At 37.7% G+C, this 23,551-nt stretch carries 23 protein-coding genes; 6 read left to right on the top strand and 17 right to left on the bottom strand.

Features of this window, described 5'->3' with window-relative positions:
• The 5 genes from B0G92_RS05370 to mraZ form a co-directional block, all read right to left on the bottom strand.
• A complete protein-coding gene (locus B0G92_RS05370) occupies positions 1-1,464 on the bottom strand; it encodes a UDP-N-acetylmuramoyl-L-alanyl-D-glutamate--2,6-diaminopimelate ligase (protein ID WP_180326401.1) in 1,464 nt (487 codons plus the stop codon).
• Positions 1,461-3,458, bottom strand: a complete 1,998-nt coding sequence (locus B0G92_RS05365; protein WP_056068309.1) for a penicillin-binding protein — start codon at positions 3,456-3,458, stop codon at positions 1,461-1,463. The genes B0G92_RS05370 and B0G92_RS05365 overlap by 4 nt, the downstream gene beginning before the upstream one ends.
• Entirely contained in the window at positions 3,449-3,796 is a 348-nt protein-coding gene (locus B0G92_RS05360; protein ID WP_056068307.1) for an FtsL-like putative cell division protein, read from the bottom strand. Before B0G92_RS05360 ends, B0G92_RS05365 begins: the two co-directional genes overlap by 10 nt.
• 107 nt (positions 3,797-3,903) lie before the next feature.
• On the bottom strand, positions 3,904-4,812 hold the full coding sequence (gene rsmH / locus B0G92_RS05355) for a 16S rRNA (cytosine(1402)-N(4))-methyltransferase RsmH (protein WP_180326400.1): 909 nt from the start codon (positions 4,810-4,812) through the stop codon (positions 3,904-3,906).
• A complete protein-coding gene (gene mraZ / locus B0G92_RS05350; protein WP_101471342.1) occupies positions 4,787-5,260 on the bottom strand; it encodes a division/cell wall cluster transcriptional repressor MraZ in 474 nt (157 codons plus the stop codon). Before mraZ ends, rsmH begins: the two co-directional genes overlap by 26 nt.
• 431 nt (positions 5,261-5,691) lie before the next feature.
• Between mraZ and B0G92_RS05345 the strand changes: the two genes are divergently transcribed.
• Together B0G92_RS05345 and yihA are read left to right on the top strand one after the other, a co-directional pair.
• Complete coding sequence (locus tag B0G92_RS05345; RefSeq protein ID WP_056068303.1) at positions 5,692-6,456, top strand: alpha/beta fold hydrolase; 765 nt, start codon at positions 5,692-5,694, stop codon at positions 6,454-6,456.
• 99 nt (positions 6,457-6,555) lie between these two features.
• Complete coding sequence (gene yihA, locus B0G92_RS05340; RefSeq protein ID WP_056068301.1) at positions 6,556-7,176, top strand: ribosome biogenesis GTP-binding protein YihA/YsxC; 621 nt, start codon at positions 6,556-6,558, stop codon at positions 7,174-7,176.
• 49 nt (positions 7,177-7,225) lie between these two features.
• Here the strand turns inward: yihA and gldC are convergent, their stop codons facing one another.
• The gene (gene gldC / locus B0G92_RS05335) at positions 7,226-7,564 is read right to left on the bottom strand and encodes a gliding motility protein GldC (protein ID WP_056068299.1); all 339 of its coding nucleotides are present in this window, start codon (positions 7,562-7,564) and stop codon (positions 7,226-7,228) included.
• Complete coding sequence (gene gldB, locus B0G92_RS05330) at positions 7,564-8,523, bottom strand: gliding motility lipoprotein GldB (RefSeq protein ID WP_101471341.1); 960 nt, start codon at positions 8,521-8,523, stop codon at positions 7,564-7,566. Before gldB ends, gldC begins: the two co-directional genes overlap by 1 nt.
• A 125-nt stretch (positions 8,524-8,648) precedes the next feature.
• Here gldB and nadE point away from each other — a divergent pair, with 125 nt between their 5' ends.
• On the top strand, positions 8,649-9,455 hold the full coding sequence (nadE, locus tag B0G92_RS05325) for an NAD(+) synthase (RefSeq protein WP_101471340.1): 807 nt from the start codon (positions 8,649-8,651) through the stop codon (positions 9,453-9,455).
• 83 nt (positions 9,456-9,538) lie between these two features.
• Positions 9,539-10,168 (top strand): response regulator transcription factor, encoded by a 630-nt coding sequence (locus tag B0G92_RS05320; protein WP_056068294.1) that lies wholly within the window; start codon positions 9,539-9,541, stop codon positions 10,166-10,168.
• A gap of 2 nt (positions 10,169-10,170) precedes the next feature.
• On the opposite strand, the gene dnaG is transcribed toward B0G92_RS05320, so the two are convergent.
• The 6 genes from dnaG to B0G92_RS05290 form a co-directional block, all read right to left on the bottom strand.
• Complete coding sequence (dnaG, locus tag B0G92_RS05315) at positions 10,171-12,147, bottom strand: DNA primase (RefSeq protein WP_101471339.1); 1,977 nt, start codon at positions 12,145-12,147, stop codon at positions 10,171-10,173.
• Positions 12,148-12,285: 138 nt separating this feature from the next.
• The gene (locus tag B0G92_RS05310; RefSeq protein ID WP_101471338.1) at positions 12,286-13,335 is read right to left on the bottom strand and encodes a hypothetical protein; all 1,050 of its coding nucleotides are present in this window, start codon (positions 13,333-13,335) and stop codon (positions 12,286-12,288) included.
• A gap of 30 nt (positions 13,336-13,365) precedes the next feature.
• Positions 13,366-14,076 (bottom strand): hypothetical protein, encoded by a 711-nt coding sequence (locus B0G92_RS05305; protein WP_101471337.1) that lies wholly within the window; start codon positions 14,074-14,076, stop codon positions 13,366-13,368.
• Positions 14,063-14,623 (bottom strand): RNA polymerase sigma factor, encoded by a 561-nt coding sequence (locus B0G92_RS05300; protein ID WP_101471336.1) that lies wholly within the window; start codon positions 14,621-14,623, stop codon positions 14,063-14,065. The genes B0G92_RS05305 and B0G92_RS05300 overlap by 14 nt, the downstream gene beginning before the upstream one ends.
• Positions 14,624-14,774: 151 nt before the next feature.
• A complete protein-coding gene (locus tag B0G92_RS05295; RefSeq protein WP_101471335.1) occupies positions 14,775-15,959 on the bottom strand; it encodes an aspartyl protease family protein in 1,185 nt (394 codons plus the stop codon).
• Positions 15,960-16,044: 85 nt separating this feature from the next.
• Positions 16,045-17,025 (bottom strand): polyprenyl synthetase family protein, encoded by a 981-nt coding sequence (locus B0G92_RS05290; protein WP_101471334.1) that lies wholly within the window; start codon positions 17,023-17,025, stop codon positions 16,045-16,047.
• A gap of 204 nt (positions 17,026-17,229) precedes the next feature.
• Here B0G92_RS05290 and B0G92_RS05285 point away from each other — a divergent pair, with 204 nt between their 5' ends.
• Complete coding sequence (locus B0G92_RS05285) at positions 17,230-17,892, top strand: hypothetical protein (RefSeq protein ID WP_101471333.1); 663 nt, start codon at positions 17,230-17,232, stop codon at positions 17,890-17,892.
• 553 nt (positions 17,893-18,445) lie between these two features.
• Here the strand turns inward: B0G92_RS05285 and rlmN are convergent.
• On the bottom strand, positions 18,446-19,489 hold the full coding sequence (gene rlmN / locus B0G92_RS05270) for a dual-specificity RNA methyltransferase RlmN (protein ID WP_101471330.1): 1,044 nt from the start codon (positions 19,487-19,489) through the stop codon (positions 18,446-18,448).
• 77 nt (positions 19,490-19,566) lie between these two features.
• Here rlmN and B0G92_RS05265 point away from each other — a divergent pair, with 77 nt between their 5' ends.
• On the top strand, positions 19,567-20,208 hold the full coding sequence (locus tag B0G92_RS05265; RefSeq protein ID WP_101471329.1) for an O-methyltransferase: 642 nt from the start codon (positions 19,567-19,569) through the stop codon (positions 20,206-20,208).
• Between the two features lies 1 nt (position 20,209).
• Here the strand turns inward: B0G92_RS05265 and B0G92_RS05260 are convergent, their stop codons facing one another.
• From B0G92_RS05260 to B0G92_RS05250, 3 genes are all read right to left on the bottom strand, one after another.
• Positions 20,210-20,815, bottom strand: coding sequence for a phosphatase PAP2 family protein (locus B0G92_RS05260; RefSeq protein ID WP_308842162.1), 606 nt, complete (start codon positions 20,813-20,815; stop codon positions 20,210-20,212).
• Positions 20,815-21,186: a Sec-independent protein translocase subunit TatA/TatB gene (locus tag B0G92_RS05255; RefSeq protein ID WP_056068273.1), complete on the bottom strand. Its 372-nt coding sequence runs from the start codon at positions 21,184-21,186 to the stop codon at positions 20,815-20,817. Before B0G92_RS05255 ends, B0G92_RS05260 begins: the two co-directional genes overlap by 1 nt.
• Before the next feature lie 92 nt (positions 21,187-21,278).
• Positions 21,279-23,537, bottom strand: a complete 2,259-nt coding sequence (locus tag B0G92_RS05250; RefSeq protein WP_101471328.1) for a M1 family metallopeptidase — start codon at positions 23,535-23,537, stop codon at positions 21,279-21,281.
• Positions 23,538-23,551 lie beyond the last annotated feature (14 nt).

Here is a 23,551-nt window from a genome sequence, read left to right as displayed (position 1 = left end):
CTATTTATTCAATTGTTCTAAAAGTTCTGTTACAATTTTCATATCGTCAAAGTCATAGCGCACACCATTAATTTCCTGGTAGGTCTCATGTCCTTTTCCTGCAATCAGTATAATATCTTTTGGCTGTGCCAACTGGCAAGCTGTTTTTATAGCCTGCTTTCTATCTACGATAGCCAGTGTTTTTTTATAGTTTTGGGGCTCAACGCCTTTTTCCATTTCTAAAATAATGGCTTCAGGGTCTTCCGTTCTCGGATTATCTGAAGTCAGTATTGCCTTGTCACTCAATGTTGACGCAATGTTTGCCATTATTGGGCGCTTGGTCTTATCTCTGTCGCCACCACAACCTACAATTGTTATAAGCTGCTCATTTTTAGTTCGGATATCGTCGATTGTCTTTAATACATTTTCCAAAGCATCCGGTGTATGTGCATAATCAACAACAGCGGTAATATTTCCTTTAGAAACGATATATTGGAATCTCCCCGACACACTTTCCAGTTCTGACAACAATCTCAAAACTTCCATAGTATCCAGGCCTAATTCGACAGCCGTTCCATAAATAGCCAGCAAATTATAGGCATTAAAATTCCCTATCAACCGAACCCAAACTTCCTGTTCATTAATTTTCAGCAAAAGTCCGGAAAGCTGGTTTTCTAAAATCTGCGCTCTGTAATCGGCATATGATTTTAGAGCATAGGTCAGCTTTTTTGCATTGGTATTCTGCAGCATGACCGGTCCGTTTTTGTCATCGATATTTACCAGGGCGAAAGCGCCTTTTGGCAACTGGTCGAAAAATGTTTTTTTGACATCGCGGTATTCTGCAAATGTTTTATGATAATCCAAATGATCGTGCGAAAGATTTGTAAAGACCCCACCTGCAAACTGCAATCCTTCGGTTCTTTTCTGTGCGATTCCGTGCGAGCTTACCTCCATAAAGCAATATTCTACTCCCACATCGTTCATTTCTTTCAAGAACTTATTAATTGTAATGGAATCTGAAGTAGTAAGCATCGACTTGTACTCCACATCGTCCACGACATTTTTTACCGTAGAAAGCAATCCTACCTTATAACCGGCTTTTTTGAACAATTGATAGAGCAGGGATGCAATGGTTGTTTTTCCGTTTGTTCCTGTAATACCTACCAATTTCAAATTAGCCGATGGATTTCCATAATAGTTCGAAGCAATAAAAGCCAAAGCTCTGTTCGTGTCTTTTACCTGCACATAAGTCACCCCTGAAACTATATTCTCCGGAAAAGTATCACAGATAATTGCGATTGCTCCTTTGCTTATAGCTGTTTCTATATATTCATGTCCGTCTGCAACAGTTCCACGAATAGCTATAAATACATCATTATTTTCAATTTTTCTTGAATCGAAATTGATGGCATTGATAGCAATTTCCGTCGAACCTTTTACAGCTTCAATTGCAACTTTGTATAATATATCTTTTAGAATAATCACGATAATTCTAATATTATGGTTCTGTTTTTTACTATGGCTTCACCCGGCGGGATGGATTGTTTTTTCACTTTTCCGATTCCGATAACTTTAACTTTCATTTTCATGTTCTCAAAAAGCGCTACGGCATCCATTCCTGCCATTCCCTGCACATTCGGGATTGTTTCTTTCGAAACCAAATCGGAATATTTCGCATAATTCTTTTCCTGGTTGATGCTTTTTCTATTCAGATTTTTAATTTCATTGGTTGACGGTACATCGGTAAAAATCTTCTGAGCGATTCTTTTGAAAACCGGTCCGGACACATCACCTCCATAAAAACCTTTGCTTTTGCTTGGTTTATGGATGATGACAATACAGGAATATTTTGGATTGTCTGCCGGAAAATATCCTGCAAATGACGAAGCATAATACATTGCATCTGTATGTTTTCCTTTGGCATAATCTACCTGCGCCGTTCCTGTTTTTCCTGCCATTGAAAAGTCTTTGGAATACAATTTGGAACCCGTTCCTTTTTTTACCGTATTTTCAAGAACTTTTCTGACTTTTTTCAAGGTTTCATCAGAACATATTTTTGGGTTGATGACTTCCTTGTCAAATTTTTTGATGGTTTTGTTCCATTCTTTGATTTCTTTTACAAAGATTGGCTTCACCATTTCACCATTATTTGCAACGGCATTGTAAACCGTAAGCGACTGCAATGGCGTCATTGAAACCCCATAACCAAAAGCCATCCATGGAAGTGACGTACCATTCCATCGTTTTGTTTTTGGCTGTGGAATAAACGGAACCCCTTCGCCTTTGAAAGGCAACCCTAACGGCTTGTTAAGTCCCATTTTATTAATTCTTCCGACAAACTCCATCGGGTTGTCCTTATAATTTTCATAGACCGCCTGCACCATCACTGTATTGGAAGAAAGTTCAAAACCTCTTGCCAATGAAACTTTTCCGTAGCCGCCTTTTTTCGAATCTCTTACGTGTCTGTTATGGTAGGTAATGTCACCACCACGACTGTCATATATCTGGCTTGTATCTACTTTTTTATCATCCAAAAGGGCAATCAGGTCTATCAGTTTGAAAGTAGAACCCGGTTCATGAGATTCTGCCACTGCATAATTCAGCGTTTCGGAATAACTGCCGTCTTCTGTCCTTCCAAGATTTGAAATCGCCTTTACTTCGCCTGTTTTAGTTTCCATCACAACCACACATCCGTGTTCTGCTTCATAATACTCCAACTGCTTTAGCAAAGCATGGTGGGCAATATCCTGTATGTAAACATCAATTGTAGAAATAATGTCATATCCGTCCTGAGGCTCTACCTGGTTGTTATCGCTGATTGGCTTCCATTGCCCTTTGGCGATTTTCTGCTTCAGTACTTTTCCGTCCTTACCGTTGATATAATCTTTAAAAGCCCATTCGATTCCTTTTCCATCAACTCCGCCGTCTACATATTCTCTTTCATAACCAATTGTTCTTTGGGCAATCATGCCAATTGGATGTTCCCTTACCGTTTTCTGCTCTGCTATCAGGCCGCCTTTATTGGCTCCCAAGTTAAACAGCGGGAAAGTTTTCACTCTCATATATTCTGTGTAACTCAATCCTCTTGCCAACAGCATATATCTGTTTTTATTGGCTTTTGCCTTACGGAATTCATTGAGATAATGAGAACTTGGCTTACCCAACAACACCGAAAGTGAATCGGAAAGCGCTTCAATATTTTTATTAAAATCTTCCTTTTTAGGTGCTACGGCATCAAACCGGATGGTGTAATTTGGAATGGAAGTAGCCAAAAGACTTCCGTCTGCAGAATACACATTTCCTTTGTTGGCAGGAATCACAAAATTTTTCACAGTGCGGTCTTTCGCCAGCTTCCTGTAATAATCACCCTCAACCCACTGAATATTGGTCAGCTTTACGATTATTCCAGTAGCCATCACCACGATTGCAAATGCAACGAGGTAAATCCTGTAAGAAATATTTTTTTCTTCTACTGCCATAACTTTTCAAAAAAGCCTTTTTCTTTTTCTTTTAATACCTTAATTTTTTTTGGGGGAACAGATGATGGAAAAATTCCTTTGACTTCCATTTTCTGGGAAATTGTCGATTCCATTTTCAGCTTCATCAACTCAGAGCGCCTGTCTACAAATTCCGAACGCAGTTCTTTTACTTCTTTGTCCAACTCGGTAATCCTGTATGTTTTCTGCTCGTAATTGTGGGAATTTGCAATCATTATCAAAGCCAGTACAATCAAAAAGATGATGAACTGCCAATTTTTAGCCGCATCATCGTTAATGAGAAATTTTGCTTTTAATATGCTGTAGATTCCACCTTTCATTTCCTGATTTATGATTTTGGATTTTTTGATTTATGATTTGGATTTATGATTTTGGCCAGTTTGACCCATTAACTAAAATCTTAAATCATAAATCTTACATCTAAATACTATATCTTTTCTGCTATCCTCAATTTTGCACTTCTCGCCCTGTTGTTTACCCTGATTTCTTCTTCATCAGGAACAATCAATTTCCCTATTGTTTTGAATGGAACCGAAAAATTCCCGAAGAAATCACGTTCCGGCTCACCTTCAAACATTCCGTTTTTGATGTATCTTTTCACCAAACGGTCTTCAAGAGAGTGATAGGAAATCACGCTCAGGCGTCCGCCCGGTTTTAATATTTCCAGAGATTGCTCTAAAAACTCTTTTAAGACATCCATTTCCTGGTTTACTTCAATACGGATAGCCTGATACATCTGCGCCAAAATCTTATTGCTTTTGTGCGCCGGTAAAAAACGACCCAAGACTATCTTTAATTGCTCTGTATTTCTTATGTCACCGTGCTCCCTGGCTTCTAAAATCACCCTTGCAATGGCAGGAGCATTTTTCAGCTCACCATAATCATAAAATACACGACGCAGGTTTGCCTCGTCATAACCATTAACTACGGTATAAGCACTCAAATCATTTTTTTGGCTCATTCTCATATCCAGCTCCGCATCAAAACGCGTTGAAAAACCTCTTTCCGCTACGTCAAACTGATGAGAAGACACCCCTAAATCAGCCAAAATTCCATCAACGCTTTTCACATTGTGGAATCTTAAAAACCTTTTGATAAACCTGAAATTCTCATTAATCAGCGTAAATCGGTCGTCATCGAGAGCATTCGCCAATGCATCTTCATCCTGATCAAAAGCAAACAGCCTTCCTTCAGGCCCTAAACGCCTCAGGATTTCTTTTGAATGACCGCCGCCTCCGAAAGTCACATCCACATACACCCCATCCGGCTTGATATCCAAACCGTCTACAGTTTCTTTCAGCAAAACCGGATTATGATATTCCATTGTCGTCATCATTTATATTTCCCATTACATCTTCAGCCAAATCTGCAAAATCTACATCATCGCCTGAAATTGATTTTTCATACAAGTCCTTATCCCAGATTTCGACAATATTTACCGCCGAAGACAATACCAAATCTTTTGAGATATTTCCAAAAGCCGTCAGGTCTTTCGGAATCAGAAGCCTTCCCAGATTATCAATCTCCACCACTTTCACTCCGGCAGTAAAGCGTCTGATGAAATCATTGTTCTTCTTCACGAAGCGATTCAGCTTATTGATTTTCTGCATCATCAAATTCCACTCTGCCATTGGATAAAGTTCCAAACAAGGCTGAAACACGGAACGTTTCAACACGAAACCATCATTCAATGAATCCGTAAGCTGCTTTTTCAAAGGAGCAGGCAGAAGCACACGCCCTTTGGCATCCATCTTACATTCATATGTTCCGATAATGGTATTCAATGAGTTACATTTTTCATTGTTTCATAGCAAATGTAGAAAAATAATTACCACAATTTACCACAATCTACCACTTTGTTGATAAGTTTTACCACATTACACTCGAAATCGACACAAATCAGCCACTCAAAATATCAGGTTTTATTGCTAATATTTTAGCTAAATTTAATTTTGCCGATAAATTCAATAAGAGATTTGTGATTTACATTAAAAATTTTACGCATTTTTAAAAACGAAACCACAAGAATAAAAAACCGAAATAATTGACTGATACCACTTTAGGTTCCGAAGGCCCAGAAAAAACGTTTTCGTTAGAAATTACTTACAGCATTAAAAAATAAGCTGAAATTTTAAAAGTAAATTATCAATACAAAAATTCGTTTTTATCTATAAAATCATATATTTGTGTGAATTTGAAATGCCTAAAACAATCAATGGAAGAACACTTAATAAAAGAAGGTAAATACAAATATTTTGAAACCGGTGAAGGAACACCCATCGTTATCCTTCATGGACTTATGGGAGGGTTAAGCAATTTTGACGGCGTTGCAGAATATTTCCCAAAACAAGGATATAAAGTCGTCATCCCCGAATTGCCCATCTACACGCAAAGCATCCTAAAAACCAATGTAAAAGCCTTTGCCAAATATGTTAAAGATTTTATTACCTACAAAGGTTTTGAGCGTGTGATACTTTTAGGAAATTCATTAGGCGGCCATATTGCCCTGTACCACACCAAAATGTATCCTGAAAAAATGCTTGGGCTGGTAATAACAGGAAGCTCGGGTCTTTATGAAAGCGCCATGGGTGACAGTTATCCGCGCCGGGGCGATTATGAATACATCCAGAAAAAAGCCGGCGATGTTTTTTATGACCCAAAAATAGCCACCAAAGAAATTGTTGATGAAGTCTATGCCATGGCCAATGACAGAATCAAATTAATCAAAACCTTAACGATAGCCAAAAGCGCCATTCGCCATAACATGGCAAAGGATTTACCAAAAATGCACGTTCCTACCTGCATCATTTGGGGGAAAAATGACAAAGTAACACCTCCGGAGGTTGCTGAAGAATTCCACCAGTTATTGCCAAACTCAAGTCTTTACTGGATTGACAAATGCGGACATGCCCCAATGATGGAACACCCGGATGAATTCAACAGATTGATGCACGATTGGCTGCAAAAGACACATCTATAATTTTTTTAGCCTATATAAATAACCGCGGTTTTACGGATTCCTTTCCAGAAAACCGCGGTTATTTTTTTTGACTACCTTTGCAGAAATCGAATAACTGTTATGAAAATCAATTCCGCCGAATTTATTATAAGCAATTCCGAAGTCAGTAAATGTCCTCAGGAACGCCTTCCTGAGTATGCGTTTATTGGAAGGTCGAATGTAGGGAAGTCTTCCCTAATCAATATGCTGACCAATCATAAAAATCTGGCAAAAACTTCAGGAAGACCCGGAAAAACACAGCTTATCAATCATTTTAAAATCAACAGCAACTGGTTTTTGGTGGATTTACCGGGTTATGGCTATGCCCGGGTTTCAAAAAAGACCAAGGAAGTATTCCAGAAATTCATTACCGATTATTTTGAAAAGAGAGAGCAGCTGGTCTGCGCTTTCGTATTAATCGACATCCGTCTGGAAGCACAGGCTATTGATTTGGAATTCATAACTTATTTGGGAGAAATTGAAGTTCCTTTCTGTATCATTTTTACCAAAGCCGACAAAATCAGCAAGACTAAAATCGATTCACACGTAGCGGCCTATCGCAAAAAGCTTCTGGCGAGCAATTGGGAAGAAATGCCTCCCTATTTTATCACCTCCTCTGCCGATGGAACCGGAAAGGAAAAGCTGCTAACCTATATAGAAGAAATCAATACGGAAGTATTCAAAGACCTGAATAATTTTTAAAAAAAGCGGACTCGATATGAGTCCGCTTTTTTTTGCATTGCAGCAATACTTATTTTGCTTTCAAATCCATTTTTTCTGCAAAATAATCGCAAAAATCTCTCATGGTATCTGACATTTTCTCATCGTCTGTAGCCCTTTGGAAAGTATCTGCCATTGCAACAAGGCTTTGGTGAAAGAATTTCTTCATTTCATCAACCGGCATGTCTTTTGTCCAAAGGTCGATTCTCATCGTTTCCTGCACGTTGCTGTCCCAGAATGAAAGCATCATGGCTTTGGATTCTTCCTGAACTACGCCACCATCCTGGGCTGCCCAGAAAAGTTTTTCCGGCACTCTGTTTTCATCTAGTTCAACTGTTATTTTTATTTCAGAGGTTATTTTTTTAGACATTACTTTTTAGGTTTGTATTTGGATTTATCAAAAATTTCTTTTGCATCGGTCTGCAATAATTGCTGCAAAGATACGTCATTGTTTTTCATATAAGAACGAACTATCTGCCATCCTATCCATCTTCCTATCTGTCCCGGAGATTCGTTATCTATTTCCAGATAAAATTTGGAGAATGGTGCCGGATTGATAAATCTTCCCGGCAATTTAGGGTCAGAATCGTATAATAGTTTCTCATCTACAAAATAACGCCAGATGTATCCTTCATTTTCCTGGCTCCATACAATCTGTTCCGGCGTATAGCCAATTTTATCTGCATCTGAAATCTGCGGAATCAACAGGTCTTTCATGTACAATTCTTTACCAAAGTAAATCATCTGCGAAAGCAATGTTCTGTCTGTTGGCGGTACAATTTTTCGTATTGCAAAACTCGAAACCACATCTGAAAGCAGTTGTGATTTTTCAAAAGTCTTTCTTTGATATTCCGGGAAACCAGTATAAAACTCATGGTCTTTGCCCAGATACACATCTAATGAAAGAATCAGAAGGCTGTCTGTATAGATGACTTTATTATCCGTATCTACTTCCGAAATCAGCGTTACGACCTTTGGCAGTCCCGTTTCCGGGAAATAGTATTTAATATGACGGAAAAGCTCTTCTAAATCGCCTCTTTCTTTCTGAAAATTACCAAATTTTTTCTGAACCTCATCATGCACTTGCTTAAGCAACGGGTTTTTCATCTTATTGGTCCAAACCGTATCTTCATTTCCTGCGGGAAAAAAATACGGGAATTGGTGTTTTATTTTTGACAGCTCATTCGGGTCCGATTCATAAAAAATCTTATCAAAACGTTCTACAGTAAGCTCCACCGGAACTTCTTCTATTGCTTTTTCCACTTTATCTTTTTTGTCACAGGAGACGAAAAACACAGTGAACATCAATAAAAAGGCAAGTTTTCTCATTTATATTTTTGTTAGTATTTTTGTATTAAATCTTAACCTTAAATTATGAATTGTTTTTTTTAACTTTAATAGGCGAAATTTAAAGTGCAAATATACACTTCAACAATCTAATTAATAAAATTGTAATGCAAAAAAACAATACGCTTCAGGCTGAAAAGGTTACCACCCACATTGTAAATTGGCTTAAGGACTATGCTACAAACGCAAAAGTAAACGGTTTTGTTGTTGGAATTTCCGGCGGCGTCGATTCTGCTGTTACTTCTACACTATGTGCCGCTACCGGCATGCCAACCCTTTGTGTCGAAATGCCTATCCATCAGGCACCAAGTCAGGTTTCCAGAGGAAGGGAGCATATTGAGCAATTAAAAAAGAAATATCCGAATGTAGAAAGTGTTGAAACCAATCTGACGACTGTTTTTGAGATGTTTAAAAGTGTAGTTCCCGCCAGCGATGATGAAAAAAAATTACACCTCTCTCTCGCCAACACCAGGGCACGCCTGCGTATGACTACTTTATATTATCACGCCGGAATTCACGGAAGGCTGGTTGCAGGAACCGGAAATAAAGTTGAAGATTTCGGAGTAGGTTTTTACACAAAATATGGCGATGGTGGCGTAGACGTAAGCCCTATTGCTGATTTGATGAAATCTGAAGTATATCAGCTTGCGGAATACATGGGGGTTCCTAAATCCATTCTGATTGCTGCTCCAACCGACGGGCTTTTTGGAGACGACAGAAGCGACGAAGACCAGCTTGGCGCAAGTTATGATGAATTGGAATGGGCCATGAAGGCCGTTGAACAAGGAAAAGAGGCAACCGATTTTACCGGAAGAAAAGCAGAAGTTTTTTCAATCTATAAAAGACTTAATTACGTAAATCAACATAAAATGATTCCGATTCCTGTTTGCGAAATTCCGAAACATTTGAAATGATTTTCACACAACTTTATTTGATTTGAAAAAATTTAACTAAATTTACTATAGATTTATCAGTTTAAATTTAAAAAAAATGAATTATGATTAAAATATGTTTAGCCGATAATCATCCCATCGTCCACTACGGGATTAAATCCTACTTTAAAGACAATTCAGAAATCAGCATTGTTGGCCATGCTGAAGACTTTACTACTTTAGAAGATATTCTTAATAAAAAGTCTGTTGATATTGTTATTTTGGATTTGGATTTGGAAGGTCTGTCCAGCATCAACCTTATAAAAGGAATGGTTAAAGATTATCCTTCAACAAAGATTGTGATTTTCACAAATCTTTCCGAGCAAATGTATGCCCCGAATGCTCTGAAAGCAGGTGTTTCAGCCTACATCCACAAAACTTCCAAATTAGAAAATCTTGCATCCGCATTGATAAAAGTTTACGGAGGCGCTGTTGTTTTTAGCGAAACCGTAAAGAAAAATCTTGCCCTGATTGGAAAAAGAAACAAATCAGAGCGTTTGTACAGAAAACTTTCTACACGTGAAATTGAGGTATTACGCTATTTGAGCGATGGAAAAAAGAATAAGGAAATTGCCAAAATTCTTGACTTAAACGAAAAAACAGTGAGTACCTACAAATTAAGGCTTCTTACGAAATTAAATGTAACCAACCTGGTCGACTTGGTTAATAAGGCAAAAACGCTTGAAATAGTCTGATTTTAGCTATAACGCGACATTACCCTGCCTAGTTTGGATGAAAAAGAATTGATTAGTTTATAATAATCCATAGCCATAGACAAGGTTTCCGTATTATCTGAATCCGGACCCGATGTTATGCTTCCTTTCAACTCCTCTATAATCCTGTCAACAAGATACCACCTCAACGTCAGGATTGTTTCGGAAACATATTGCTCGATGGTTTGGTCTTTCTGCTTTACTATAATGTTTTGACCTTCCCAATTGTGAAGAACTTCCCTTTCTTCATGCATCAATATGTCTGTCACTTCTTGCGCTAATTCCGGCGCAAGATGCATGAGATAGTGCTCTGTATTAAACGATTCATTCTGGTGGAAATAATTCACCATATCGTTATATATTTCCCGGAATAACGGATTTGCCAATTCAACTTCGTCTTCCTGAAGGCTCAGATAAATTCTTTGGTAGACCTTATATTCTTTTTTTTCCGTAACTTCTTCTATCTCACCTTCCTCATTTGCACGGAGTATCACATCTTCAAATTCTTCGGTCTTATTTCCATAAAGCAAAAGAATTTCTATTATTTTTCTTTCCAGTTCATAGAGTACATCTATTCTTTGTGACTGTTCCGGATTCTCATTTTTGACAACTTCAAAAGCCTTCTGCTCCTGTTTCTGCTTCTTACCTGTCTCAACTACGTCTTTCTGAATGAGCTGCGCCAGTGTATTGACCAAAACCTGTTCAGAAATATCCATGATTCTTGCCGTCTCCTGAAGGTAGATTTCGCGTTGGATTCTGTCCGGTATTTTTGAAATACTCGTAACCATATCGCGAATGAGCCCCGCTTTTTTTACAGGGTCATTTTGGGATTCATCCATCAGGAGCGATGCCTTAAACTGAATAAAATCTTTTGCATTGGTATCCAGATAGCGGACAAGTTCCTCATAGGAATTTTTACGCGCAAAGCTATCCGGGTCTTCTCCCTGAGGAAACGTACAGACCTTTACATTCATTCCTTCTTCCAGAATAAGGTCAATTCCACGGATGGAAGCTCTCAATCCGGCTGCATCACCATCAAAAAGTACCGTAATATTTTTTGTCAATCGGTTAATCAGACGGATTTGATCTGATGTCAGGGCTGTTCCTGACGATGCCACGACATTTTCTATGCCAGCCTGGTGAAATTGTATTACATCGGTATAGCCTTCAACCAAATAACAATTATCCAGTTTGGCAATGGATTGTTTGGCATAAAAGATTCCGTAAAGCACTTTACTTTTGTGGTAAATGTCGCTTTCCGGCGAGTTCATGTATTTGGCCGCTTTTTTATCGTTGCCGAGAATTCGGCCACCAAAGCCCAACGTTCTTCCCGACATGCTCTGTATAGGAAACATCACACGCCCTTTAAAACGGTCAAACTGCTTGTCTTCCTTAACAATAGTCAATCCCGTTTTTTCGAGATATTCCAGCTTATAGCCTTTCCCTAATGCTTCTTTAGTCAAGGCATCCCAGGTGTCAGGCGAATAGCCCAATTCAAATTTTCTTATTGTTTCGTTGGTAAAACCTCTTTCCTTAAAGTAAGAATAGCCAATTGCCTGTCCTTCTTCATTATTGAGAAGTATGTCGTGGAAATAGCGTTTTGCAAATTCAGAAACCAGATACATGCTTTCCTTTTCATTAGCTTCTGCTTTTTCTTCCTGCGACTGCTCTGTTTCTTCAATTTCTATGTTGTATTTCTTGGCAAGGTACCTGATGGCTTCCGGATAGGTAAAATGCTCATGTTCCATTAAAAAAGCAACAACGTTACCTCCTTTTCCGGAACTAAAATCCTTCCATATCTGTTTTACAGGAGAAACCATAAATGAAGGCGAGCGTTCATCCGAAAACGGGCTCAGTCCTTTAAAATTACTTCCCGCTCTTTTCAATTGCACAAAATCACCAATGACCTCCTCAACACGGGCGGTTTCAAAAACGGTATCTATGGTTGTCTTGGCAATCAATGGCTAAAAAAATCAGGATTTAAGAGCCCAAAGATACGAAGATTTTGTCTTGCAGAATTCGGCAGACTATAAGAAAAGTGCTCATTTCCCAAAACAGGGAATGAGCACTTCTCAACGTATTCACTAACTTCAACTTTTCTAATTAAAATCAAATCTGATTCCTAAAGAGACATTATTCTGGTCAATTTCATTGTCGCGGAAAATCGTATTCAGGTCATATTTAACATACAAGCTCGTCTGTCCATAACCAACATAAGCGCTGAGTCCGTATATGAAATCATTAACATTAAAATCGCCTTTGGTTCTTTCTTTTACATTATGGTCGTCTATTTCATATCGCAAAATCTGTTTTGATTTCACATTTACTCCCGCATAACCACCAACACCCAATCGGAAACTTTCGTGTGAGCGGAAATATGTCCTCTTTTCTGTAACACGTTTTTTCGTAAAATCCAATTCCAGATGCAACGGAACTACCAGATAAACGTTTCTGAAACGGGAATCTTTCAGATGAATCGGATTTCTTTCAAGGTTGGTCTGGTCGCCATTAACAACAAAGCTTCGATTGTCTGTAGGCCTAAGATTGTTGTACATCAAAGACAGTCCGTATTTTGCATGCAGGAGGTTATGGTTTTTAGCCAATCTCGTATTGAACGCAATTCCCCATTCATAAAAATGCGACCCCCACATTCTGTAATCCGAACCTTCCAATGAACCCAGGTCGCCTTTTGTAAGCGCATTGTTAAGTCCTATTGCAAAAACAAATTGTGAAGTTGTTCTTAACTCGCCTCTGTTGTTTCTTATAGAATCTCTTTTTGGCGAATCTTTTTCCCAATAAACGCTGAACGCTGTTCTTCTTCCTTCGGACGGCAATTTTCCGTCAACCTTTTCCCTGACCAGGTCAGTAAGTTTTGCTTCTTCGGCACCAACCCTGGTTTCTATATTTTTAGCCCTTACATCCGCTAATTCCATTTTACGTTTGTCTGCTTCTTCAAGGTCAATTTCTCCTTTTTCGAGTAATTTATTTACAGCTTCTACTTCCTCTTTGAGCGCTTCTTTTTCTTCTTTGGTAATGGTTTCGATACGCAAGGCTATCGCTTTAGCTCTTTGCTCAAAAGTTTCCTGTGCTATTGCTTTAGATACTAAAAAACATAGCATTATCATTGCATAAAAAATAATTTTTTGCATGTCATTGGGTTTTAAAAAATTAAATCTGGTTTATTCGTTGTTTCTGTTTGCAAGGGATGTTTTGACAGATTCATAATTTCTGCCAATTGATTTGATTACTCTGTTTCTAAAACTTTCGTTCAACTCTCCTTCAACATCAGAAAGAAGGCCCTTAGAGTCTACTTTCACACTCGATTTTGCAACATATTTCTTCACTGATTGTGATTGGATTTTGTTTTCGGCTTCGGCCAAAAGTTTCTCTGATTCGATATACTTGTTTGCCTTAACCGTTTCTTTTTGCTCAACAGTAGCTATCGCTTCAGTTTTTTCAGGCATAACCTGCGAAGTTTTATCTTCCTGCGAAACAGCAGAAGATTTTATTTTTTGAACCTTCTTTTGTTCCGGCAATCTTGAAGCGATGGCTCCTGCAGCTGCTGTTGTGATTTGATTTGATGATTTTGTTTTGTATTCGTCTGCAGTTATTGCCTCTTCCTGTTTTTCTGTTGTTTTTTCCTGAACAACAACTCCTTTTTCTTTAGCGGTCTGGATTTCTACTTCTGGCTGTTTGAAGAAGATTGTCCCGACCAGCAAAAACCCTAAAAAACTGGCTGCAATATAGAGCCATGTGCGTTTTTTCGGCTTACTTTTCTTTTCTGCTACCGACAGCATGGCGTCCAGCCTGTCCCAAGACATTTCAGAAGGCTGAATAGTTCTTTCATTAAGCTTCTTCTTGAAATCCTGTTCTAATTTATTCAGTTCCATTTTGAAAATTCTTTAGTTTGTTAATTTGTTCCTGCAGCATTTTTCTTGCATGCGACAATTGCGATTTAGATGTTCCTTCATTAATTCCAAGCATTTTCGCAATTTCCTGATGCTTGAATCCTTCAATAGCATAAAGGTTAAAAACCATTCTGTAACCATCCGGAAGACTGTCTATCAAAAACTGAATATCTTCCACGTTAAACTGACTGTCTGTATTGTTATAGGTCTCTTCGAAATAGGTTTCGTCTTCTATGTACTTTACTTTTTTCTGAACTCTTATATAGGAAATACATTCGTTAATCATTATCCTTCTAATCCAGCCTTCAAAACTTCCTTTGTGTTCAAAATTTTTCAGATTGGCAAAAACTTTCATAAAAGCCGTAATCATTACATCTTCTGCCTGATGCAGGTCTTTTATGTATTGCCTGCATACGCTTAACATTTTGGGAGCATGTCCGGCATATATCTTCTGCTGAGCATGCCTGTTGTTCGCTACAGCCTGGGCGATTATGTCTTTTTCTTCTTGATGTAAAGCGATAACTTTCATTTATATTTTTCGGGTCTTTTTGATAATCGAACCTTCCAATTAGTGTTCTATTGGTATAGACGAGTCTTGTTTGAAAATGGTTGCATGGATAGCAAAAAAAATTAAAAATCAGATATAATAAGCTGTAATTACTTATAATAGAAGAGCTAAATTAAAATATTTTTTGCTTCTCAAGTCTTATCTGTTGTGTTTTGCCATCCTTATTTAGACTTATGACAATTTCATTTTTTCCTTCTAAAAGAATATTGTAAGTTTTTTTACACATACAAAAATCCTGACAATCTATTTTTTTACCATTTATTCCTTCAACAACATCATCTATCTGTAAGCCTGCTTTCTCAGCCGTTGAACCTTTTAGTAAGGTTGCTATTTTTGTTTTTCCATTATCATATTTGAGCGTAAACCCATAAGTTATCCATCCTTCATCTGCTGTTTCAACAGGAAGAAAATACATTTCATCATCTTTAAAGTTTAGGGTGACGATATAGTCTTTTATAATTGGGTTGCCAATCAGGGATTCATTATTTGATGAAGTATAAAGAATGGGCTTGTTGGAATAATAAAGATTTTTAATTTCAAGCTTGCCTGAATTCATTACATAAATTGATTCTTTGATAGTACCATTCCCACCTTCTGTTCCACCTCCTATAATCTCATAGACATTTTCTTTATCATGCTTTTTTGCTGCTTTTTCAGTCATGCTAAACAAAGTAGAACTTCCCAGGTCAAACATCATTTTCTCTTTCTTGCCGTTTATCCGTACATCTATATAAGGCATGAGTCTGCTATTAAAAGTAACCGGAACTTTTATCGCTTTTTGCAGATTTGTTATTTTGGCAATCTGGTCAGTAACAATTATTTTTTTTCTCGGATAGTCAATCTGCCAGATATAATTTTTGATAATACTTGCCCCAATCAATCCGCCATCAATCGTGCATTTAATTGTGGGTGATTCATCAAAATTCATCTGCAAAGCGGCAAGGTCATGAAAAGCGAGGGAACCAATATGCAGACTGTCCAGTTTTACAATATTGATTTCTTTTTTAATTTTATTGCTGCTTCCTACTGTCTGCCTGGTCAGTATCGGGAAATTGTTTTTTTCCTGAATGGCATCTGTAATATTGTTATAGCCTCCGGTGTCAAAAATATAATCGTAGGTATGATTTCCTATCCGAACCTGGATGACAATTTCATCATTGCGGTAGCTAAAAGGAATTTCAAAATAAAAGTTTTTGTTCTTTGATGGAGCAGTATTAATCCAATTCAGTACTTCTTTAGGCTTTTGGGCACAAACCTGTAATGTGATAAGAAAGAAAGAGAAGTAGAGGAAACGCATGAGTGACAGATTTTAGGTTCTACTGTCAAAGACGATATTACGGCTAAAAAGGTTGCATAGCAATAAAAAAATCAGCAGCAACAGATTATTTTTTTCTTTCTATCACATAATTTACCATCAGGGTAAGCGCATCCTTGTAGGGAGAGTTGGGAAAATCCTGAATTAGTTGCAACGCTTCTTTCTGGAATTCGGTCATTTTTTGTTCTGCATAGGCCAGACCGTTATTTTGTTTTACAAAAGAGATGACTTCTTTTACCCGTTTTTTGTCCTTATTGTGATTTTTAATGGAGTTGATAATCCAGCTTTTTTCTTTTGGCGTACAATGATTCAGCACATAAATCAATGGCAGCGTCATCTTTTGTTCTTTAATATCGATTCCGGTTGGTTTTCCAATAGCATCATCGGTATAGTCAAACAAATCGTCTTTAATCTGGAATGCCATTCCAATGAGTTCACCAAATTTGCGCATTCTTTCAATAACCTCATCATTTTCCGGAGCTACAGAACAAGCTCCGAGTGAACAGCAGGCTGCAATTAAGGTTGCTGTTTTCTGGCGTATGATTTCGTAATAGATGTCTTCTGTAATATCCAGCCTTCTGGCTTTTTCGATTTGAAGCAATTCTCCTTCGCTCATTTCTCTTACGGCTACAGAAATTATTTTCAGCAAATCAAAATCACCATTGTCAATAGAAAGCAACAGTCCTTTTGAAAGCAGGTAATCGCCAACCAAAACGGCAATTTTGTTTTTCCACAAAGCATTGATTGAGAAAAACCCGCGACGCCTGTTACTGTCATCAACAACATCATCATGCACTAAAGTTGCAGTATGGATTAATTCGATTACCGAAGCCCCCCGATAGGTTCTTTCGTTGACTGTACCACCTGAAACCATTTTGGCTGTCAGGAAAACAAACATCGGTCGCATTTGTTTTCCCTTACGGTTTACAATATAGTAGGTAATTCTGTTGAGCAAGGCAACTTTTGACGACATCGCTTCATGAAACTTTTTCTCAAAAAGTTCCATTTCGGCAAGAATCGGCTGTTTTATTTGCTCCGTGATTTTCATTGAGGACAAATATACTATTTAAGTGGTAAAGTACAAGAGGTGTTGTGAGGTTATAGAAGATGCAGTTACATTAAATACGCTATCAAAGTTTGAAACTTCGAAAACATAAATGTGTTATAATTATTTTTGTTTTGTTATAAATTTGATTTTTTAAAGAAAAAAGATTATGTTTACAACTTAACAGCCATATAAATTTATTCAAGCATGAAAAAAACTGTATTTATTTTATTCGCCATCTCTTTCCTACTTTTAAGCTGCGACAAAGAAAACCTAGAAACACAAAATACAAATGGTGTTTTAAAAGATGACAAAAGAATCAATAACCAAAAACGTATTATTGATAACAAGCTAAGTGATTTTATCACTGAATGCATCGCATTAAACAATCAAATCCTAACAATTTTAGAAGAAAGCAATAGCGACATAAAAAGCACCAGCCAAAATCTTGATGATATAAAAGACGAGGCAGAACTATTACGCTATTTTGAAAAACTAAAAATCTCTAAACCTGACAAACTAGTTAGACTTACAAAAGAACTTTCGATTCAAACTGAGATATTTTATCAAGACAACAAAGAGTTTTATGAAATACCAGAAGCAGACAGGTTTGAAATCATAATGCAAGAAATAGATTCTCAACTCAATTATGAAGCACATACTTCTGCTAAAAGAACATGTAAAGAGCAGTGGGCAATAGACGATGCCAGATGTGAACGTACCTTTTGGATTGGCGTATCTTTTGCCGCAGCTTCAGGGTTTGTTTCCTTTGGCTGGAGCACGGTAATCGGATATGCTGCCGTGCAGGCCAATATGATTGTTTGTAAAGCTGATGCTAACGCAGATTATGAAGCATGTATAAGAAAATAAAAAATATTAGTAAAAAAGATATTAGCGCAATAATATCGTACAGCTTTCTTTATATGGTGTTGATTATTCAAATTTTTGACACTGATGACTCGTTATTATACCTACAGTATATCATTTTGGGCGTATCAATAGTGTTTACTATTGTTATAGTATCACGCAGGAAATCCCCGAATAAGTAAACAAACAAACCCTGCCAGAGTTTGGAACTCTGGCAGGGTTTGTTTGTTTCTATTGTTTTTGTTTGAAAAATAGTTACGTTTAAAAAATTAAGCAAACTATTTACCAATTTTTAATTAATCTATACGCCATGTTTAAGATAAAAATCGATAAAAAGGTCATTAGCCAAATTATATCAGTTGGTTTGCTTTATACAGGTTTACTTATTCCATTTTTTGATCCTGATGACTCATTATTATATCTCCAATATAGCATTCTAGGTGTATCGATAGCACTTACTATTGTCACGGTACCACTCCGGAAATCTCCTAAGAAGTAAAAAAAAACTGCCAGAGTCTGGAACTCTGGCAGGGTTGAAGTATTCTTCGATTTTTAATTAAGCTTCTTTATTTGCCAACTGTCCGCAGGCGGCATCAATATCTTTTCCTCTGCTTCGGCGTACTTTCACGACAATATCGTTTCTTTCCAAAGCTTTTATGTATTCGTTTATCGATTCTTCCGAAGCTTGTTGAAATTCACCATCGTCAATCGGGTTGTATTCGATAAGATTGACTTTGCACGGAACATATTTACAGAATTTCACCAAAGCATCAACGGAAGCTTTATTGTCATTAATTCCTTTCCAAACGACATATTCATAGGTAACCCGGCTTTTGGTATGGCTGTACCAATATTCTAAGGCTTCACGCAAATCAGCCAACGGAAAGCTTTTGCTAAAAGGCATGATTTGCGAACGGATTTCATCAATTGCAGAATGCAGGGAAACTGCCAGTTTGAATTTCACTTCGTCGTCAGCCAGTTTTTTAATCATTTTAGGAACTCCTGAGGTTGAGACCGTAATTCTTTTTGGTGACATTCCAAGTCCTTCCGGCGAAACAATCTTCTCTATTGCTTTCATGACATTGTTATAGTTCATCAACGGTTCTCCCATTCCCATAAAAACGATATTCGATAAGGGACGATTGTGATACAGTCGGCTTTCATTATCGATGGCCACTACCTGGTCATAAATTTCATCAGGATTCAGATTTCGCATTCTTTTCAGCCTTGCAGTAGCACAAAAATTACAATCAAGGCTGCAGCCCACCTGAGAAGAAACGCAAGCCGTTGTTCTGGTTTCCGTAGGAATCAATACTGATTCTACCACCAATCCATCATGGAGACGGACAGCATTTTTTACAGTTCCATCTTCACTTTTTTGCATTTGGTCAACCCTGATATGGTTGATGACAAAATTTTCTTCCAGCATCTGACGCGTCGCTTTGGCGACATTGGTCATGTCATCAAAATTATGCGCTCCTTTGTTCCAAAGCCATTCATAGACCTGATTTCCGCGAAAAGCTTTGTCTCCGTTTGAAACAAAAAATTCCCTCAATTGGTCTTTTGATAATGCTCTGATGTCTTTCTTCTCAATTTGCATGGCGCAAAGTTATATATTCAAAGTGAGATGTACCTAATGAGTGTTAATATTTTATAATTTTGTAAAAACTTTTTACCATGCATTTTATTTCTCCCGAACTAGAACTTTATGTCGAAAAACATTCTGAAAACGAACCTGCACTCTTAGCAGCCCTTCACAGGGAAACTTTCCAAAAAATTATGCAGCCGAGAATGCTTAGCGGCCATTTTCAGGGTAGAGTCCTAAGCATGATTTCCAAATTGGTCAATCCGGAAAATATTCTTGAAATAGGAACCTATACAGGTTACGCCACTTTATGCCTTGCAGAAGGAATGAAGGAAAACGGTTCCATCGACACTATCGATATTAACGAAGAATTACTTAGCATTCAAAAAAAATACTTCGACCTGTCGCCATGGAAAAACCAAATAACACAGCATTTGGGAAATGCATTGGAAATTATACCTACACTCGGAAAGAAATTTGACCTGGTTTTTATTGATGCCGACAAGGATAATTATCTGAACTATTTTGACATGATAGTACCTATAATGAATAAGGGAGGTATTATTCTTTCTGATAATGTGTTATGGAGTGGCAAGGTATTGGAAACACCAAATCCGAAAGACATAAGTACCAACGTACTTTTAGAATATAATAAAAAACTGAAAGACGACCCCAGAATTGAAACCGTATTGCTTCCTATCCGTGACGGATTAACCGTAAGCCGGGTTTTATAATCTAATTCCGTATAGGTTCATCATTAGTCGGATTGTCGACGTATTCTTTTTGTGGAAAGTATTTATCCCTTAAGTAGGCATATAATCGCAGCATGATCATTGCCATTAAAATTCCCCATACATATCCGCAAAGAATATCTCCCGGATAATGCAGTCCGAGATAAATCCTGCTGTAGGCAAAAATCAGCGGCCACAAAAAGATAAAGCCCATATATTTAAGGTAAGGCTTCAATACTTTATAAAGAAAAAAGGCAGCAGCCATTGAGTTGGATGCATGGCCGGAAATAAAGCTAAAGGATTTTCTTGTCTGTACGGCACGAATCAGGCCTGCAAGGTCAGGGTCGCTTCCCGGCCGTAATCTTTGGAAGCCGTTTTTGAAAAGATTTGTTGTTTGGTCTGTCAATGTAATCAGTAAAGCCATAACTACAATTATCATCAGGGCATGCCTCCAGCCCAGATTTTTGAAAACCAAATAGAGTATGATAGCAAAAATTGGAATCCAGTTGATCTGTTTTGTAATAAATAACCAGAAACCGTCGAACGTTTCAGAGCCGAGACTATTGAGATAAATAAACAGGTTTCTATCAAGTTCTAACAATGTCTCCATTATCTATCCTGTCTTTTTATAGGTCCTTCCATCGTTTCGATATCTTCTTTTACTTTCGTAATTTCTGAATTGATATCTTGTGTTATTTTGTCCAAACCAAAACTGTTATCGTTGGAGTTTTCAATAATTTTATTGAAATTTTCTTTTACCTTACTGATTTCTTCAGAAAAACCGCCTGTTAATGATTGGGTATCCAAACCATTTTCTGAAGCTGTTTTGTGAATTTCAGTTTTAATATCGTCTGTTGCATTTTTAAGCTGCTGCATTCCTTTTCCCAAAGTTCTTGCTACTTCCGGAATTTTATCTGCCCCAAAAAGCATTATGGCTATAAATATGATGAATACTAATTCCGATCCTCCGATACCAAACATAATATTGTATTTTATTCTCGCAAAGATACAGCAAAAAATAACCGCGGTCTTAGCTTTATTGCTTTACTGTTCTTTTTTAATATGATTTTAACTTAATCCTCCAGTTCGTCAAATTTAGATTTAGCCTTCTCTCTTGGCCATGAATTGTTCTCTAAATCAATATCTGCGGTCTGTAATTTTGGGTCCAGCTTAATCTTGGCTACTTTTTTATCTGTTGCAAAAACACGGGACACTACCTGATTGCCTTTTCTCCATATTTGTACCGGAAAATTAAAATCTTCTGTGGTACCGTCTTCATAAACCAGCTGTACCAAAATTGGCATTAGCATACCTCCTGGCTTATCAAAAGCAACTTCGTAAAAATATTTTGGAGATTTGAGTTTGCTTCTTTCTTCCTGTGTATATTTTTCCTGAATAAAGTCAGACAACACTTTTATATCATTAACATCCAAAGGTTTTATATTCTTTTTATTAAAACCTTCAGAATCTGACGAAACCATATAAACGAACGGCCCTTCCTCTTTATTAAAACGTCCCTTTCTTATATTGACATCTTTAGTTTCTTTTGGTGCTTCTGCCGTAACATAATATTCTTTCACATTTTGGATTCCTATATCAACATAATCTGTAGAATAAAACCACCCTCTCCAGAACCAGTCCAAATCAACCGCCGAAGCATCTTCCATGGTTCTGAAAAAGTCTTCCGGCGTAGGGTGTTTAAATTTCCAACGGTTGGCATAGGTCTTGAATGCATAGTCAAACAATTCTTTCCCCATAATGGTTTCACGCAATATGTTCAATCCTGTGGCAGGCTTGGCATAGGCATTGGCCCCAAATTGGTGTATTGTTTCTGAATTTGACATAATTGGCTCTAAAAAATTCTGCGGTCCGCTCATATACGGAACAATCTTAGCCGCGGGTCCTCTTTGTGAAGGATAGCTCGGGCTTAATTCCTGTTCTGCCAAATATTGCAGGAAAGTATTCAATCCTTCATCCATCCAGGTCCATTGGCGTTCATCAGAATTGACAATCATCGGGAAAAAATTATGCCCTACTTCATGAATAATCACGCTTTGCATGCCGTATTTTATCCTTTCGCTTACAAATCCGTTTTCATCAGGACGTCCGTAATTCCAGCAAATCATAGGATATTCCATACCCTGGTCTTCGGCAGAAATCGAAATTGCCTTTGGATAAGGATAGTCAAACGTGTGTGAGGAATAACTTTTTAAGGTATGGGCAACCGTTTTTGTTGAATATTCGCCCCAAAGCGGGTTGGCTTCCGGCGGATATAATGATATGGCCATTACTGACTTTTCCGAAAGCTTTACAGCCATGGCGTCATAGATAAATTTTCTTGAAGTTGAAATTCCAAAATCACGCACGTATTTTGCACTGAATTTCCAGGTTTTTTTCTTGTCTGAAAAACCTTTTGAAGCTGCTTCTGCCTCTTCCTGAGTAACTACTACAACCGGCTTGTCATAGGTTTTTTCTGCCAACTGATATCGCTTAAACTGTTCTGCAGTGAAAACTTCTTTCCTGTTCTGCAAGTCACCCGTCGCTTCCAGAATATGGTCTGCAGGAACGGTGATATTTACTTCAAAATTCCCAAACGGAAGGGCAAATTCTCCCGAACCCCAAAACTGCATGTTCTGCCAACCTTCTACATCATTATAGACGGCCATTCTTGGATAGAATTGGGCAAGTACATACAGGTTATTACCATCTTTATCAAAATGCTCATAACCGGAGCGTCCTCCTTCTACCCTATAATTATTGATATTGAACCACCATTTTATAGAAAATGAGATTTTTTCTTTTGATTTCAAAGGTTTCGGCAAATCAATACGCATCATGGTATGGTTGATGGTATATTTCATCGGATTGCCCTTTGCATCTTTTACATATTCAATCACAAAACCTCTTTCCGGTTTTTCTTCCAGAAATTTTTTCGAAAACCCGGCCGGAGTCATTGCCTTATCCATTTTTTGATTATCTACCAAAGGTGATTCCGAGTCTTTCGCTTTTTGATTTTGGTCGAGCTGCACCCATAAATATTCCAGATTATCCGGCGAGTTGTTATGATAGGTAATGGTTTCCGTTCCATAAAGCCTTGCATTGCGGTCATCTAATTCGATGTTCATCTTATAATCTGCCTGTTGCTGATAATAGGCCGGACCTGGCGCTCCCGATGCTGTTCGAAACATATTAGGCGTAGCCATCAAATCATACATCTGGCTGAATTTGTTGGTATCGTATTTCCCAGGCTCGCGCTTCTTTTCCGTATTTTTTGTTTCTTGCGCAAAGAACACCGCAGGAAGCATCGCGAATAGAAAAATTATTTTTTTCATGGAGGAGTTGGGTT

It is taken from the genome of Flavobacterium lindanitolerans, from assembly GCF_002846575.1.
Classification (GTDB): domain Bacteria; phylum Bacteroidota; class Bacteroidia; order Flavobacteriales; family Flavobacteriaceae; genus Flavobacterium; species Flavobacterium lindanitolerans.
The sequence above is the reverse complement of the archived record's forward strand: the minus strand, read 5'-3'. Positions and strand labels throughout refer to the sequence as shown.

Coding starts and splice junctions, on each gene's coding strand:
- rsmH (WP_180326400.1), bottom strand. CDS start 4,812: ATGATGACGACAATGGAATATCATAATCCGGTTTTGCTGAAAGAAACT.
- B0G92_RS05250 (WP_101471328.1), bottom strand. CDS start 23,537: ATGAAAAAAATAATTTTTCTATTCGCGATGCTTCCTGCGGTGTTCTTT.
- gldC (WP_056068299.1), bottom strand. CDS start 7,564: ATGTCTAAAAAAATAACCTCTGAAATAAAAATAACAGTTGAACTAGAT.
- B0G92_RS05255 (WP_056068273.1), bottom strand. CDS start 21,186: ATGTTTGGTATCGGAGGATCGGAATTAGTATTCATCATATTTATAGCC.
- yihA (WP_056068301.1), top strand. CDS start 6,556: ATGAAAATCAATTCCGCCGAATTTATTATAAGCAATTCCGAAGTCAGT.
- B0G92_RS05345 (WP_056068303.1), top strand. CDS start 5,692: ATGGAAGAACACTTAATAAAAGAAGGTAAATACAAATATTTTGAAACC.
- nadE (WP_101471340.1), top strand. CDS start 8,649: ATGCAAAAAAACAATACGCTTCAGGCTGAAAAGGTTACCACCCACATT.
- gldB (WP_101471341.1), bottom strand. CDS start 8,523: ATGAGAAAACTTGCCTTTTTATTGATGTTCACTGTGTTTTTCGTCTCC.
- B0G92_RS05305 (WP_101471337.1), bottom strand. CDS start 14,076: ATGGAACTGAATAAATTAGAACAGGATTTCAAGAAGAAGCTTAATGAA.
- B0G92_RS05260 (WP_308842162.1), bottom strand. CDS start 20,815: ATGGAGACATTGTTAGAACTTGATAGAAACCTGTTTATTTATCTCAAT.
- B0G92_RS05310 (WP_101471338.1), bottom strand. CDS start 13,335: ATGCAAAAAATTATTTTTTATGCAATGATAATGCTATGTTTTTTAGTA.
- B0G92_RS05320 (WP_056068294.1), top strand. CDS start 9,539: ATGATTAAAATATGTTTAGCCGATAATCATCCCATCGTCCACTACGGG.
- B0G92_RS05360 (WP_056068307.1), bottom strand. CDS start 3,796: ATGAAAGGTGGAATCTACAGCATATTAAAAGCAAAATTTCTCATTAAC.
- B0G92_RS05265 (WP_101471329.1), top strand. CDS start 19,567: ATGCATTTTATTTCTCCCGAACTAGAACTTTATGTCGAAAAACATTCT.
- B0G92_RS05365 (WP_056068309.1), bottom strand. CDS start 3,458: ATGGCAGTAGAAGAAAAAAATATTTCTTACAGGATTTACCTCGTTGCA.
- B0G92_RS05290 (WP_101471334.1), bottom strand. CDS start 17,025: ATGAAAATCACGGAGCAAATAAAACAGCCGATTCTTGCCGAAATGGAA.
- B0G92_RS05300 (WP_101471336.1), bottom strand. CDS start 14,623: ATGAAAGTTATCGCTTTACATCAAGAAGAAAAAGACATAATCGCCCAG.
- rlmN (WP_101471330.1), bottom strand. CDS start 19,489: ATGCAAATTGAGAAGAAAGACATCAGAGCATTATCAAAAGACCAATTG.
- B0G92_RS05285 (WP_101471333.1), top strand. CDS start 17,230: ATGAAAAAAACTGTATTTATTTTATTCGCCATCTCTTTCCTACTTTTA.
- B0G92_RS05295 (WP_101471335.1), bottom strand. CDS start 15,959: ATGCGTTTCCTCTACTTCTCTTTCTTTCTTATCACATTACAGGTTTGT.